This is a genomic window from Paenibacillus ihbetae, assembly GCF_002741055.1.
Lineage (GTDB): Bacteria > Bacillota > Bacilli > Paenibacillales > Paenibacillaceae > Paenibacillus_AQ > Paenibacillus_AQ ihbetae.
The window spans coordinates 6,046,168-6,061,208 of sequence record NZ_CP016809.1 but is presented as its reverse complement, the minus strand read 5'-3'; the positions used below and the strand labels follow the sequence as shown (position 1 = coordinate 6,061,208).

At 51.6% G+C, this 15,041-nt stretch carries 10 protein-coding genes; 1 reads left to right on the top strand and 9 read right to left on the bottom strand.

The window, feature by feature from the left end; all coding sequences use genetic code 11:
• Positions 1-12: 12 nt before the first annotated feature.
• The 4 genes from BBD41_RS27210 to BBD41_RS27195 all read right to left on the bottom strand — a co-directional run bounded on the left by BBD41_RS27210 (position 13) and on the right by BBD41_RS27195 (position 5,760).
• Positions 13-1,716: an RICIN domain-containing protein gene (locus BBD41_RS27210; protein WP_099479771.1), complete on the bottom strand. Its 1,704-nt coding sequence runs from the start codon at positions 1,714-1,716 to the stop codon at positions 13-15.
• A gap of 36 nt (positions 1,717-1,752) precedes the next feature.
• Positions 1,753-3,276 carry a glycoside hydrolase family 43 protein gene (locus BBD41_RS27205; protein WP_099479769.1) on the bottom strand — a complete coding sequence of 508 codons (1,524 nt, stop codon included), beginning with the start codon at positions 3,274-3,276 and terminating at the stop codon, positions 1,753-1,755.
• A 45-nt stretch (positions 3,277-3,321) separates the two neighbouring features.
• The gene (locus BBD41_RS27200; protein ID WP_099479766.1) at positions 3,322-4,362 is read right to left on the bottom strand and encodes an endo-1,4-beta-xylanase; all 1,041 of its coding nucleotides are present in this window, start codon (positions 4,360-4,362) and stop codon (positions 3,322-3,324) included.
• Positions 4,363-4,455: 93 nt separating this feature from the next.
• Positions 4,456-5,760, bottom strand: coding sequence for an endo-1,4-beta-xylanase (locus BBD41_RS27195; protein WP_099479764.1), 1,305 nt, complete (start codon positions 5,758-5,760; stop codon positions 4,456-4,458).
• A gap of 308 nt (positions 5,761-6,068) precedes the next feature.
• Between BBD41_RS27195 and BBD41_RS27190 the strand changes: the two genes are divergently transcribed.
• On the top strand, positions 6,069-6,842 hold the full coding sequence (locus BBD41_RS27190) for a helix-turn-helix domain-containing protein (protein WP_099479762.1): 774 nt from the start codon (positions 6,069-6,071) through the stop codon (positions 6,840-6,842).
• Positions 6,843-6,952: 110 nt separating this feature from the next.
• Here the strand turns inward: BBD41_RS27190 and BBD41_RS27185 are convergent, their stop codons facing one another.
• From BBD41_RS27185 to BBD41_RS27165, 5 genes are all read right to left on the bottom strand, one after another.
• Entirely contained in the window at positions 6,953-8,617 is a 1,665-nt protein-coding gene (locus BBD41_RS27185) for a glycoside hydrolase family 43 protein (RefSeq protein ID WP_099479760.1), read from the bottom strand.
• 171 nt (positions 8,618-8,788) lie between these two features.
• Positions 8,789-10,411: a response regulator gene (locus BBD41_RS27180; protein WP_099479758.1), complete on the bottom strand. Its 1,623-nt coding sequence runs from the start codon at positions 10,409-10,411 to the stop codon at positions 8,789-8,791.
• Positions 10,404-12,155, bottom strand: coding sequence for a sensor histidine kinase (locus BBD41_RS27175; protein WP_099479756.1), 1,752 nt, complete (start codon positions 12,153-12,155; stop codon positions 10,404-10,406). The genes BBD41_RS27180 and BBD41_RS27175 overlap by 8 nt, the downstream gene beginning before the upstream one ends.
• 85 nt (positions 12,156-12,240) lie before the next feature.
• Complete coding sequence (locus BBD41_RS27170) at positions 12,241-13,926, bottom strand: extracellular solute-binding protein (RefSeq protein ID WP_099479754.1); 1,686 nt, start codon at positions 13,924-13,926, stop codon at positions 12,241-12,243.
• 164 nt (positions 13,927-14,090) lie between these two features.
• Positions 14,091-15,035, bottom strand: a complete 945-nt coding sequence (locus BBD41_RS27165) for a carbohydrate ABC transporter permease (protein WP_077566732.1) — start codon at positions 15,033-15,035, stop codon at positions 14,091-14,093.
• Between the last annotated feature and the right edge of the window lie 6 nt (positions 15,036-15,041).

Genomic DNA, 15,041 nt, shown 5'->3' with positions numbered 1-15,041 from the left:
TGTACAGCAGCGTCAATTTACGCTGATCAACTGCCATTGCTGATGCAAATCCCCTCGATAAGGATTCTGCTGGAGCTTCGCTCCGTCCGCGGACGAACCACCCGCCACTTCGACGGCTTTATTGCTGTTCGCGTTAAGGATGCTCCAGTATCCGTTGCTTAGCTTGATCAGGCGGAATCGCTGAGCTTGATTCCCATAATCCTGCATGAGCTGTATTGCTTCCCCGTTGTTTGTGGAACCGTTTCTAACATCCATCACCTTGCCGTCGCTCGAACTGACGCTGCGAAGCCGGTATACATTGTTGTATGCTCCCATATCGTCCGCAACCCATCGCTGCGCCGTGGCGTTATTGTCCGGCCATTGCTGCAGCTGCAGCGAATTGCTGTTTTGTCCGCCCGGGACGTCGATCACCTTCCCTGAGGCACGGTTCACGATTTTATAGGTTTCTCCCGATAAAATACCGTTCCATATGCCGTTCCATGGATGAAGCTGCGCACGTTCGTAATACCATTCGAAGATGAAGCGGGCCATGCCGTCCCGTGCCGGATCGCCGTCGAAGAGCAGCCCTGCCGTCGGATCGGCAAACGTGCTTCTTGCCCCCGGCTGCAGAAGAAAACCGTTCATGTGGACCGCGATGCTGACGTTCCCGGCTGCCGAAAATATGGCCTTGGTGTTTTTGCCGAAGCCTTCATTCGAGCCGTTGAACAGCTCCCAGTACTCCGAGTCTCCCGGCAGCCGTTTGAACCAGGTCGTTTCCGTAATATTGATCGGATAGTTGTCCGCGCAGGGCTTAATGTTGGTATCCCATTGCTGCTGGAGTATCGAGCCGTTATCCTTTGCTCCGTAGCCCGGGTACCAATGCACGGCATATCCGATATTGTTCAGCGGATCGGTTAGCGGACGCGTGGCGCATAACTGATAATATTGATCCCATCCAAGGCCTGCGGCCCATATCACGTTATCTGCCCCTTGACTGCGGATCGTGGAAATGATGGAATTTTGAAAATTGCGCAGCGAGTCCCAAAACGCCGGAAATTCGGAATCGGACGGGTGTCCTCCCCAGCGACCGTTCGCATAAGACAGCACCGGTTCATTGATGATCTCGAACATGACGTTGTCCGCGCTTTTGATCGCAGGCTGTGCCGCAAGATATCCCCAGATTTGATTAAATTTCTCGAGATTAGCTTGCGTCGTTGCCTGATTATCTTGGAGCGTGAAGTCGAGGCCTAGCGTAACGTAGATTCCCTTGGTCTTTGCATACTGGATATAAGGCACCACGACGTTCTGCGTAAAGGACTGGAGACCGGCAAAATTATACGTTCCGGCCGCCACGTCGCCCATGTCTTCACGGTCGATAAAGAGCCTTACCTGGTTCATATACCAGCCGTGACTGTTGCCGTACTTCGGAGAGGTATCGGAAAATGTGTCGGTAATATCCTTTAAATACGCCAAAATGGCAGCATGGCGATTCCCACCGCTCCGGTTCAGGTAGTAATCGCTTCCTTGATACGTCCAGTACGAGCCCCCGGGCTGGTGCCACCCGCTGAGGACAACGGGCTGCCCCTCGCTGTTTACCAGCTGATTGCCGCTGACGCGAAGCTTGGACATCGGCATGCCCGACCATGCGTCAGCCGCGCCATTATGGAGCTCCAGCATTGCCGGCAGCAGGAGCAGCACGGCCAATAGCAGCTTAAACGTCCATCCTGTTTTTTTCATACATCGATCAACTCCTCTTCACTTCGGTTACGCGCTCTAACGCTCGGCTTTTTCGTAACGAAAATAATCGAAGTCGGCATGGCCGCCGGTTTGCCTGGTCGCATAATAATAAAGCCCGATGCGATAACCCATAAAGTGATCCAAGGTATACCGCATGTTCAGCTCACCGCCGATCGGCATCCATTCGGCCCCATCGACAGAATAATGAAAGGAGGCCACATCTTTGCTGTTCTCAAAATCAAAATCAATTCTCAAATGCACTTCCCTGCCGCGATACCGAACCGTTTCCAGCACCTTCTCCCTGCCGCTCCCATCGTTCACGCTCATCGCTATGAACTTGTCGCCGTTCTCCGCGACCTTGACGCCGACGGTGCCGAAATGGCTTTGCAGGGCAACAAGCCCTGCATGATCGCCGGGCTTCATATGCTCCGTGTCCAATAAAATAGTCCCCGTGCATGCCGGCCCTTCCGTGCGCTGCGTCAGCGTATTCCGGGCCTGTAGCACGCCCGCCGGTGCCAGGCTTCCTGTTGTCAGCCTTAGGTAACCGGGACGTTCGGTCACGGACCATAACCGATGATCCGGGTTGTGGTTCCATTGCCAATTCAGAGCCAGCTTATTCGATTCGTATTCGAAATCATCGCTGATCACGAGCGGCTTCACAACGGCTTGCGGCAAGTCGACCTCAAACCGTTCCGGCACCTTGCCTTCGATGCCGAACACGGGCCAATCCTCCTCCCAGGCTACCGGGACCAGGCAAGGGATTCTGCCGACGGCATCATGATCCTGGAACAGCATCGCGTACCACTTGCCATCCGGCGTATCAAACATCCCGCCTTGGGCGATTCCCTTGTTATGGTAGCCGAGATCATCATCCAATACGATTCTTCGTTCATAAGGGCCGAGCAGTTCCCGTGACCGGTAACAGATTTGTCTGCGCCGGCCGCTGCCGAAACCTGCCTTCGGCCATTCGATGAACAACAAATAATAGTAACCGTTGATGCGGTAGGCATGGCAGCCTTCGCAGCGCAATCCGATGCCCTCCGTTTCCGTTTCAAAGAGCCGCTGATGAATTCCGTCCGACTTAAGGGCCGCTGCATCGGCAGTCAGCTCGGTAATGTAAATATCCCCGTTGCCGTAGATCACGAACACCCGGTCATCATCAAAAAGCAGGCCCGGATCATGCCGTAGTCCATCGATGACGGAACGCTGCCACGGCCCCTGAACGATATTATCTGTGCGGTACACGTAAAATTTCCTGGTATCGTTGCTGGAGAAGCAAACATAGAATGTCCCCCGGTGATGGCGCAGGCTTGCCGCCCAAGAGCCTTGCCCGTAGATATTCTTGCCGCCTTCCAAACGATGGGCCTCGTTGTCTTCGAACGTATCGTATACGTAACTAACGACTTCCCAATGCATCAGATCCTCGGACCTCATGATCGGGCAGCCCGGCATCGAATGCATGCTCGTACTGACCATATAATAGGCGTTCCCTACACGGATGGCATCCACATCCGGCACGTCCGCCCAAATGATCGGATTCGTGACATGCGTCTTGTTCATCTGATGGATTCCCCTTTCAAACTATGGCGACAACCGAAATACGACTTACGAACGTATCTCTTGGAATGTTCTTTCGGGATTGGCTTCCTTCAACAGGTTCCAATAGGATTCCTTCGGAAGATGGTTCTCGTCGAAGACGAACGGCCAATTTTTGCGGCCCCTTACCGGAAATTGATCCAGCCAGGTATAATCGTCCGCCGCTCCCCAGAAGGTCACGGAAGTGACGCTGCCGCTGTACTCTTTAAGCAGACGGAACAATTGACCGTAACGCACCGCCTGGCGCTCAAGCATTTCTTCCGTCGGCGCCGCCAGATTGGTCCGCTTATCCTCATGCGCGAATACGGATACGTCAAGCTCCGTGATATGCAGCATCATGCCAAGGCTTGCATATCTTTCGATTGCCCTGCGGATATCGTCAAGCGATGGAAAATCCAAATTCCAGTGGGCCTGAAGCCCGACGCCGTGAATCGGCACATCCTGCTCCTTTAACGATTTAAGGAGCGTGTAAATCTTCTCCCGCTTCTCGGGCACCGATTCGTTGTAATCGTTATAAAACAGCAGCGCTTGCGGGTCTGCTTCGTGCGCATATTCGAAAGCCTTGGCGATAAAATCCTCCCCGATCGACGCAAGCCACGGGGAGGAACGAAGCAGATCGCTTCCACTGTCGGCAATGGCTTCGTTTACGACATCCCAAGCATAGATATCTCCGCGATAACGGCCGACGACCTCATCGATGTGCGATTTCATACGAGCGAGCAGCAGCTCGCGGCCGGCTGTCCGGCCGGAACTGTCTTGAAACACCCATTCCGGCGTCTGATTATGCCATACGAGGGTATGTCCTCTCACCGACATTCCGTTCGATTTGGCAAACGATATGATCTGGTCGGCTTGCTCAAATGTATACACCTCTTCCGATGGGTGCAATCGCTCGAACTTCATTTCATTTTCTGCCGTAACGCTGTTGAAGTGGTGTGCCAACAATTCCTTTTGGGTCACCATCGTAATTGGATTCACGGCAGCGCCGATCTTGAAACTATTGCCGTAAGCTTCATGGAGCTTGGGCAGCCTTTTCATGCTTCTTCTCATCACTCTGCTTTCTCCTTATCAACGTTTTTTTAGTGAGCGGCAGTAAGGTATGCGCATTCATTCTCGTTAGCCCGGCAATCCGAAAACTTCGGTCTACAACTCAGATCTTGCCGCCTTAACAACAGCCCAAAACGCCGGTTTGGGCTGATGCTGTCGGTCGAACAGCAAAGGCGCATTGGTTCGTGCGACCGGAAAACCATGAAGCCAGGTATGGTCGTCGGCGATGCCCCAAAAAACGACGCCGCTGAGGATGTCCTTGTTTTGACGGAATGCCTTGAACAACTCGCCATACCGATCGGCTTGCAGGTTCAGGATTTCATGCGGAACTTGGCCGTAATCACTGCGGTCATTCCACGCATAAATGCTCATATCGAGCTCGGTGACAAGATTGTCGAGGCCCAGCTCCGCGAATTTTCGCATCGAGGTGATGATGGAATCCACCGATGGGCCATAAATGTCAATATGCGTCTGATGTCCGACCCCGTCGATCGGAACACCTTGCTCCAGCAAATCTTTCACCAGCTGAAACAAAAGGTCCCTTTTCAGAGGGTTATCCGTGCCGTAATCGTTAATATATAGCTTTGCTTCGGGTCCTCCGGCTTCCCGAGCCGCTCGGAATGCCGTTGCGATGTAATCGGTACCGGCTATTTTATACCATTCGCTCGCGCGCATTCCGTCCGGATCCCCCGGTTCAATGACTTCATTCACTACGTCCCAAGACGTAATGTCGTCCTTATATCGGCCGACGATCGTCCTTACGTGGGTATCCAGGCGTTCAAGCAGCAATTTTTTGTTCGCTTCCTGTCGCTTGGGATCTGTCTCATCCACCATCGGCTTGCCTTCCGCATCTTGGAAAAACCATGCCCCGACTTGGGTATGCCAGACCAGCGTATGGAAACGGACCTGCATGTTGTTCTCCTTGGCAAATTCCACGATCCGGTCGGCATTTGTCCATATAAATTGGCCTTCCGACGGCTGGATCGCATCCGGCTTCATGACGTTCTCCGCCACCAGCCAGCGGACATGCTTCTTCAGCAATTCCGATGAAGGACCGCTCGTCTGGTTCGGTTCGATCGCGGCGCCGATCGGAAAATCCTCCTCAAAAAGTTCATGCAGCGAGGGAATATCTTGCGCTAAGGACTGTTGTGTCTTCGACTCAGTTGACGCCGTTTGATTAGTGCCGGCAGGGGGTTCGGCATTCGGTTTTCCGTTCGACGCATCGGAATCCCCTGTTAGCTCCGCTGCTCCTTCCCCCGGTTTTCCTGGGGCCTGACTTTCGGCGGGGGGCTTGTCACGGCTGCCCATTTGGGGCAGGATTAACAGGACAACGACGGACGCTGCTACCGCAGCTGCCACTGCCGTGGCCGCCCATCGGCCGCGTTTAGGCATTCGAAGCAAAGCATGACCTCCTTTCCACTTCGAGCAAGTGATAGGGATCCCGCTATGGGACCCGGCCCGAATAAATCATAACTCCATATTAGCGCTTACATTTTATTGAAACAACCTGCCAAATTTGGGATCGTTCACCCGTCCAATCTCGGGTTGCCAATGTTTCTTCCGCGTACACAGGCCCCTTATATTTATGTAAGAAGTAAATATCGGTTAGAAATATAAAAATCGGCACATTGTGATTCGGGTTTCCGTTCCCCATAATGTTATCAAACCGTATGAAAGCGTTATTACAACGAAGTTGGGGGGAAGCTTTTGTGCACGATGTTCTGTTTGTTGATCTGGAATCCCATGATGAAGCAACACCGGGAATCCGGCCGGATTGGAATGCGTTGAGATGCTCGCGGCTCCGCTGCGTCAGGTCCTCCTCGTCCGCCATGCAATTCATTGCTTTGGAGCCTTACACCTTGGTGATTATCCATGCGCTCGGTTCAGATTCCGAAGGTATGGAGTTATGCGCAAACATCCGGTGCGTAAGCCAGGTTCCCATCATTGTTACCGGAGGCAGCACGGATTTTTATTGGACCCGGAAAGCCTTGCAGCTGCAAGTTCATGATTATCTGCCTGCACCGTTCACGGTCGAAGAGCTCAACACTTGCTTGCGGATGATCTCGCCGGCAACCCATTCCGGTGACGGGCATCCGGAAAATAGATTGTCCCATGTCCATGCGGAAAAGGAGGATCAGGTCATTCAAGAGGTCAAGGAATACTTGAAGGATTCGATGTACCAAAACATCACCTTAAAAGAAATTGCCGAGCGGATGCATTTCAACTATTCCTACTTGGTGCAGAAGTTCAAGTTCCACGAGAAAATGACGTTTAACGAATATCTGCTGCAGCAGCGAATGGAGAAAGCGAAATTCTTGCTGACGCATACCGACATGAAGATATACGAAATCGCTGACGCGGTGGGATACAACGATATGGATTGGTTCTATAAAAAATTCAAGACTTATGCCGGCGTAAGCGCTAACATGTATAGAAAATTGCATGGATCCCGTACGGTTCCCGTTGCCTCTGGCCAGCACTAACTTGTACGTACATTTTTACCTGAAGCACCTAAAAAGGCGCTGCTTGACACGCGAGCGCCTTTTTAGCTTGCCATCGTCACGTTATGAATGGACGGGATGTATATATGCAATCACAACTCAAATTGCCATGCTTCGAAATCAAATAACTTCTGATCCTGCTTTCCGGTAAATACGAAGTAAAGATGATGGATGCCGGATGCGCCTGAAACTTCAATGGATATTTCCTGACGCTGCTTCGCACCGGATGCTGGCGGTACGTTCACTGTGCCGATCCGTTCTCCTTCCGGATGATCCAGCCGAAGCTCCAGGCTTCCTCCTCCTTCCACTCCCGAGACCCAAGCCGTAAACGCGGATGCTCCTTTTCCGAAATCAACATTGGTCACTGCGATCCAATCCCGGTCGTGGATGTCCGTGACCGCCAATATCGGGCTGTCCTGCGAGTCTTCAGCAGCAGTAGACGGATTGACTTGAATTCCGGCATTCCATGCCATCGTTACTGCCTCCGTTCGCTGGAAGGGATTGTGCGGCTGGACCCCCTTCACGCCTTCCATGTCAGCGTCTATCTCCCGGATGCTACCGTCCGTCTCGAAATAAACGCGGTTCAGATGGGTTGAGCGATAGCCTTTCGGAACTCCCATGGATTTTGACAACGTTTGGGCGTGATAGGCAATATACCAGTTCTGTTGGAACTGAAAGATGGCGTGATGATTATTCCCTCCGACCCCGAAGAAATGCCCGGGATTTTTCAAAATGGTCCCTTGATACGTCCATGGGCCCATCGGATGCTCACTGACCATATAGGCGATTTCGCCGGGAGGCGGACTGTTCTCCGGCCGCGTTCCTTCCGAGAAATTGGAGCAGTACGTATAGTAATACTTTCCGTCAAATTTGTTAATTCCTGAATCCTCGAACATATAAGGAGCCGGAATCGTGACGGCTTCGCCAAGCACGCTGATCATATCGTCGCCAAGCTGCATGACGCGAGCCGTATTCGGCATTTCGGCTTCGCCTTCCGGAATGCCGCCGCCAAAGTAGATATAAGCTTTCCCGTCGTCGTCAACGAGCACGGCGGGGTCAAACAGCCACGTGACACCTTCCACGCCCGGCGTGTTTCTGGTGATCAGCGGCTTTCCGATCGGATCCGTCCACGGGCCAACAGGGCTGTCGCTCGTCAGCACGCCGATGCCGCTGGCATTGTTGGCAAAATACAAGAAGAAGCGGTCCTCGCCGTCAATCACCTTGTGCGCGGCTGCAGGCGCCCACGATTGCGTTGCCCATGTGGCAGCGCCGGTCGGTCCTGCGACCTGGATTGCTCCGTGATCGGTCCAGTTGACCAGGTCCGAGGAAGAGATGACGGACAGCTTGTTGATCGTGCTGTAGCTGTTGTCCTTGACATCCCCGTCACCGTCATACTCCAATGCGTCGTACGTGTTATATAAATAAACACGTCCGTCAACTGCCAGCGCATAGGGATCCGCGCCGAATTTATGGGAGACGACCGGATTCCCGTTCGGCGGAATCTTGCCGATTGCGGCCGCAGCCTCCCCGCGGGTGCTGTCCGCATCCCGGCTCGCAACATTGCCGCTGCTTCCCTGGCCCATCATTTCAGTTCCTGTTTTGCCGGCTTTGATTTCATCACTCATCTTGTCACTCAGCTCCTGGTTAAACATTTTTGAATCGTCTTGGCCACGACTCGCTAGGTTTGCAAAAACAACGATTATGCAAACGAAAGCTAATACGGTAGATATGACCAGTAACGGCTTTCCGGGCTTCATCCCTGAACACGCCCTCCTTCATCGTTACTTGGTGACCTGTCATTCCGATCTGGTCAATCCCAATGCGGGTCGACATGAACGGAATTGTTCGTAAAAAGTGTACCTTTTGGTAAGCAAGACAACAACCGGACATTCCATCTGAAAACACCGGGCAAATGATAGGTCGCCTGCCTATTTTACAAGATGGTCCCGGTATTCCTGCGGCGTTAAACCCGTCGCCTTTTTGAAGAAGCGGGTGAAGGAATGGGCGGCATCGTATCCGACTAGAGGCGCCACGTCCCTTACCTTCAAATCCCCTTCCTTAAGCAGCTCCTTTGCTCTCCGTATTCGGCACTTTTCGATATATTCCGAGAGATTGATTCCCCGTTCCTGCTTGAATAAACGCGAGAGATAGGAGGGATTAAAAAAATAGCGTTCGGCTAGATGCACAAGGGTGATGTCCTGATCCAGATGCTCCTCGATATACTGGCATACCCGATCAATGACATGCGCCGTTTTGCCTCGTTCATCCATGCGCTTGAAATCGAATATATCTTCGGCCGTTCGCCTCAAATACCGAAAAGCTTCCTTCATGGAATCATGACCTTCCAAGTCCAGCAGCTTCCCCCGTTCACCGGTGGGGTCTTGAAGCCCAAGCCGGGTCAGCTTCGCATACAGCACGAGAGCGATAGAATAATAGGCTTGTGCAGCATGCTGATGATGATCGTCTCCGTTCAGCACGAATTCCGACAATTGCTCCAATTCACTCATGAATTCGCTCTCCCTTCCGGCCTCCAAATGGGCTTCCAAGACGCCTGCCTTATGGCTCGTCTCCACTCCTTCCTTGCAGTGAGACGCCTGGGAAGAGTTGACTTGATCCTTCAGGATCATCGGAATGCCGTCGCCCATCTTTAACTGCTGGAGTCTCCGCAGCCTTTCATATTGAGGGGTTACATCCTCCCACCGGCAGGGGAAGCCGCTTATGGTGAACGATACGGCAAGTCCCAGAGAATCCAGGCAGGCTTCCTGGATCAGTTCAAGCGTCCCTTCCAAATAAAGAACAAGACGATCACCGGATGGATTTTCGGACCGCGGCTGAAGCATCCATAATAAATCCCCATGTTTGTCCAGGACTCCGATGCTTCGGACATGCTCATCCATAAAAGAATTCCAAATCAGCCTTACCGAGCGATGGCTGTTTTTCTTTTCTGCATACGCTTTACCTGCTGAATATGCTACGCGGCCAAGAGCCAGCAGCACAGGGAGCTTCGGATCCAATCCGATGTTCAAGGTCCGGAAATCGCTCAGCATGGCTTCCTTGTCCTGTCCAAGCAGGCTGCTGTCCGCGACGAATTGCCGGAAGTATTCTCCCTGCTCCATCCATTCCAGCGCTTCAATCTGCACGCGGGACTGCATGAGCCATTCAGTCATGCGATTGCCGCTCTCGATTTCATGAATGACTTCCTTCACGATCTCCATGACCTTATCGAAGCCTTCCGTCTTCAACAAATAGCGGACATTGGGCATCTGAATCGCTTGATAGGCGTAATCGAAATCGCTGTAACCGGTCAGAAAGATTATTCTGCACCTTGGCCAGAGAGCCCGGATGCTCTCCGTCAATTCCAATCCGCTCATGCCCGGCATGCGTATGTCCGTCAGGACGATGTCGATTCTCGTGCGCGACATCCAATTAAGCGCTTCCTTGCCGGAGTATGCCCGGCAAACGTCAAGCTTCTCGGGCATCCACTGATGAAATACTTCGTACAAACTGTTCGTAATAATCTCTTCATCGTCGACGACCAGCAGTCTATACATGTTCATTCCCCTCCGTCAGCCTGATTCGAATTTGGACCCGCAGTCCATTCAATAGACTCCTTGAAAGGACCAATCCGCTGCTTTCCCCGTACGTCAGGGCAATTCGCCGATGGATGTTGATAAGCCCCGTCACTTCAGAGGATTCGGCGGATTCGGCTGTGCGTTCAAGCCGCTTATTTAGCATGTCGATATCGTTATCCGTCAGCCCGTTCCCGTTCTCTTCAATCACGATGGAAGCTTCTTGGTCATCCAGATGAAACGACACACGCAGCAAGCCTTCATCCTGCATCTTTTCGAGGCTGTGCTCATAGGCATTTTCGATAATGGGCTGAATAATCAATCGCGGCACCTTGATGGCCTCCATTTCCTTCGGCAGCTCGCCGAATTCTACGCGAATGCGCCTTGAAAATCTGAGCTTTTGAATCTCGGTATAAATGCGGGAATGCCTCGTCTCTTCCAGCAATGGAACGTTGTCCGCATCATTGCGGGTAATGAATCGAAAGTATTCTCCCAGCATGTTCGTGAACAACTCGATTTGCGTGACATCTCCCGTTTTGGCCAGGGAGCTCAGAATGAAGAAGCTGTTATATAAAAAGTGGGGATTGATTTGGGATTGGAGCTGTTTCAGCTCTGCCCTTTGCATCATGAGCTTGTGCCTGAAATCCTGGTCAATCAGATGCTGCAGCTTGATGAGCATCTGATTGAATCGATCGTACAAATAGCCGAACTCGTCCCTTTGTCCGTGCTTGATCCGGATATTAAACATGCCATCCTCCATTTTTCTGAAGCTCTGGACAAGCAGAAGCAGCGGTTTATGAACCAATTTGTACGTCGAAACTGCGTAGATGGCAATCGCCAAGAGGGTCGTGCCTGCAAACAGCCATGCCCAGACATAAAATTTACTTAACGGCCGTTTCACCGCCTCAGTGGGCAAGTACGTGAACACGGATAGGTCCAGCTTGTCGGAATACGCCTTGTCGATCAAATACCTGCCTGTGCCGATATTCAGAATTTGACGATTCGCATGTTGGATGGCCTGCACGGCCTCTTTCATTAAACGATCCGCCTCCTCATGGCTGGCCAGGGCAAAGCCGGACGGCTCGGAGACGATAAAAGCCCCGCTTTCCGGATATACGCTGATTTGCATCAGGGATTCCCTGAGTTTGCTCTCATCCAGTTCGATCTGAACGATCAGAAGCGGCTCTTCCCCTTTTCTAGCTCCGTATTTGGCCGCCACAAGATGGAAAGTATCGTCGATCTGCAGCAGTCTTTGATTGCCGTTCGCCTCTCCTGCAAACAGATGGTTGTACCGTCTCGAGTCGAATGCATTCATCGCGGTCATGGCTGAAATCGTTTTATCCATGCTGCGGATATGAATGAATACGTCTTTTATGTAGACACTGCTGTTTTTGATGGAGACCAGCCGCGGCAGCAAATAATGCAGGCTTGCTTTTCTTTCGACCGTGCTCATCATATCCCATGTCAGCACCATTTTGTTCAGTTCCTCATCCTGCAAAATATCGTATTGCTGGATTTCCAGCCATTCGATCTCCCGGTTCAACCCGTCCAGGTAAGCCGAAAGCTGCGCCTGCGAATTTTTGGATACTTCCTGGCTAGCGTATTGGTAACTCCAGTTATACAGATAAACACCGAGAATGATAAGCGGAAAAATGACGAAGAGATAGGTAGCGACCAGTCGAATAAAAATGGTATTACGAATGGAATTCACGGGTAACTTAAGCAATTAAACTCCTCCGATGTGTGTGAATATGCGTGTTAATCGGCCGCCTGCCGGCCTTTAAAGCCAACCGTGCGGGTGCGGCACATTTTTATGGACGGCTTTTTTTGTCCTCATGCCACTGATTCACTTCAGCCGTAATGTCAGCACCGCCAAGCCGATCCCATTCCTCCACGAACCGGTCGAATTGTTCTACGGATTCGCCGAGGATGATATTGACAAAATAATCATGCTGAAGATTGTCCAGAATCGTTTGTTTTTCAATCATCGTTTCAGTCGGCGCGCCGGCAAAAGCATCGAACAACAACTGATGGTTATCCTCGTATTGGTCGAGAATACTCATCGCACCGGAAGCCCCGTAGATCTTCTCCCAACCCCAGCCGGATTCGCCGTCTTCTTTCTTATCCAAATATCGATCGATTCGCCCTTGTATGAATCCGGGCTCGCCCTGTAACTGAGACGTCGTGCCCTGACGACGCGCTTCGGTGATTTGCCGGTAAGCCTTGAGGTTCTTATCAGCCGGGAAAGGAGTCACGGGAGACAGTCCCCACACAGGCATGACATTGTTGTAGTAAGTTTCGTACTCTGCCGTTTCGCCCCAATTTTTTTCAAGATGCAGATTGAACATCTTCAGAATTGCTTCCGGGTAAGCAAAATCCTTTCTTACGGCGTAAAAAGAACTTGTGGTAAATTTAAGCGGAACCTTTGGCGCTATGCCCGAGTCAGTAACAATGGGAAAAGCTTGCCACTCCGCATCCGGATCGCCGCTGCGGCTGGACTGAAGCAAGAATGCTCCCCATTGCTCGCCATAGACCATGCCGACCTTCCCATCGGCAACAAGCTGTTTGGCTTTGCTTCCGTTTTTAAATATGAATTCACTGTCGATTTCATGATGGCGATACATATCCTGAAGCGCCTTGAGCGCCTGTTTCACTTCAGGCTGAATGCCTCCGTATACGAGCTTGCCGCTCTCGTCTTCAAGCCATATGTTCGGGTAAGCTCCATAACCGGCCATGAATCCGGTTAAGCCCATGACGGGGTCCCACAAATATTGGGTAGCCGCTATCCCATAGGTGTCTTGTTGGCCATTTCCGTCAGGATCCCCCTCTGTAAACGCTTTCGAAATTGCAAGAACGTCATCCATCGTTTTCGGTGGCAACAGCTCCAATCGGTCCAGCCAATCCGTTCGAATCCACAGAAACATCGCCTTTTCAATGGAGGAATCGGTCTCCGGGATGCCCATCAGCTTGCCGTCGATCATGCCGGATTCCAAGGTACCGCTCCCTTCTTGGCGGTGAACTTGCTGTGTCAACGGTGAAGCATATTCCTTGTAAACCTGCGTCAGATCTTGAATCAAACCGGCGTGGCTCAGCTGCCTGAGCTGCTGGGCATTGACCTTGACGATATCCGGAATGTCCCCTGAAGCCAGCATAATATCCAGCTTTTTGTGATATTGTTCGCTTCTCACAGCCCATTTGTATTTGATTTGAATGCCCAGAACTTGTTCGTACAACTGACTCCAACGATTGTCCTCCAGCGTTTCATCAGGCAATGCCTTCAGAATATCTTCCAAGCCGTCGCCGATTTCTCTCACAAACGTGACTTCGATCGGCGGATGATAAGCGCGTAATGACTTATCGCTGTATACGCCCTCCCCGCGTGTTTCCGGCCCTCGATTGTGGTCGATACCGCTGCTTTGGTGACATGACGCCAGTGTTGAACCAAACAGTAAAGCGCTTAGCATGACTTTGGAGAAGTTCTTTACGATGATCAGCAACAGAAAACACCCTTTCCTATCGATTAATTGTATTATTATACTTTAAAGGCCCCGGCCCACAATAAACATTTTTTTACTTCCTATCCCGTTATTTACGTGTTGCTCGTATGCAAACAAAAACCGCCAACCCCTAGATTCGGGGTGGCGGTCTTCAACTTGAAATGTTAACCTACGATACCCGTACGCTCGATACTTTCCACGAAATAGCGCTGAACGAACAAATAGATGACGATCAAGGGAAGGATCGCCAGCAAAATGCCGGTATCCTGCACCATGCTCAAATAAAATGGGTCCGCCTTCGACGGATCGCCGCCCAGCATAATGGACAGGTTGTACGGCAGCGACGACAGCTGGGTGGACATGACTTTGCTTGAAGTCAGATACGTCGTCGTGTAGAAGCTGTCGTTCCACTGCCAGACGAAGGAGAACAACGTCGTGGTAATGATGGCAGGAATCGCGTTCGGCATCATGATGCGGGTAAAGGTGGTTCCGACGCCCGCGCCGTCAATATAAGCCGCCTCCTCCACTTCCTTCGGAATGCCGCGGAAGAATTGCCGGAAAATAAAAATGTACAAACCGGCTTTAAGCGAATTGGCGGTCAGCGAAGTCAGAATGAACGGCCAATAACTGTTCAACAGATTGACGGACTTGCCGGTGATGAGCGGAATCAGGCCCATCAGCGTAAAATCCTTCAGATTCAAATAAATCGGGATGAGAATCGTGGTAGGAGGCACGAGAATCGTCAGGACGACACAGGCGAACAAAAGCTGGCTGCCTTTGAACTTCAAACGGGCAAAGCCGTAACCCGCCAGCGCGCAAGAAGCGGCCGTCAAGACCGTCGTCGTCGCCGACAGCGCAAACGTGTTGAACAGCGTTTCCCAGTAATCCATGATGCGGATCGCATCAAGGAAATTGCTCATTGTGAAATTTTCCGGAATCCATACGACGACCGGTGAATAAAGATCGGCCTTGTCTTTGATGGCCGTCGAGATTTTTTGCAGAATCGGATACAGAATGACAAAGGACAGGCCAGCGATCAATGTTAAACGTATGAAAGACCAGAGCCATCGTTTCCAGCTTTCGAGCGATAGCCACCGAGAAACCGACATTGCATT

Bases quoted from the DNA above. Each gene is read 5' to 3' on its own strand.
- BBD41_RS27210 (WP_099479771.1), bottom strand. From the start codon at position 1,716: ATGAAAAAAACAGGATGGACGTTTAAGCTGCTATTGGCCGTGCTGCTC.
- BBD41_RS27205 (WP_099479769.1), bottom strand. From the start codon at position 3,276: ATGAACAAGACGCATGTCACGAATCCGATCATTTGGGCGGACGTGCCG.
- BBD41_RS27200 (WP_099479766.1), bottom strand. From the start codon at position 4,362: ATGAGAAGAAGCATGAAAAGGCTGCCCAAGCTCCATGAAGCTTACGGC.
- BBD41_RS27185 (WP_099479760.1), bottom strand. From the start codon at position 8,617: ATGAAGCCCGGAAAGCCGTTACTGGTCATATCTACCGTATTAGCTTTC.
- BBD41_RS27180 (WP_099479758.1), bottom strand. From the start codon at position 10,411: ATGTATAGACTGCTGGTCGTCGACGATGAAGAGATTATTACGAACAGT.
- BBD41_RS27165 (WP_077566732.1), bottom strand. From the start codon at position 15,035: ATGTCGGTTTCTCGGTGGCTATCGCTCGAAAGCTGGAAACGATGGCTC.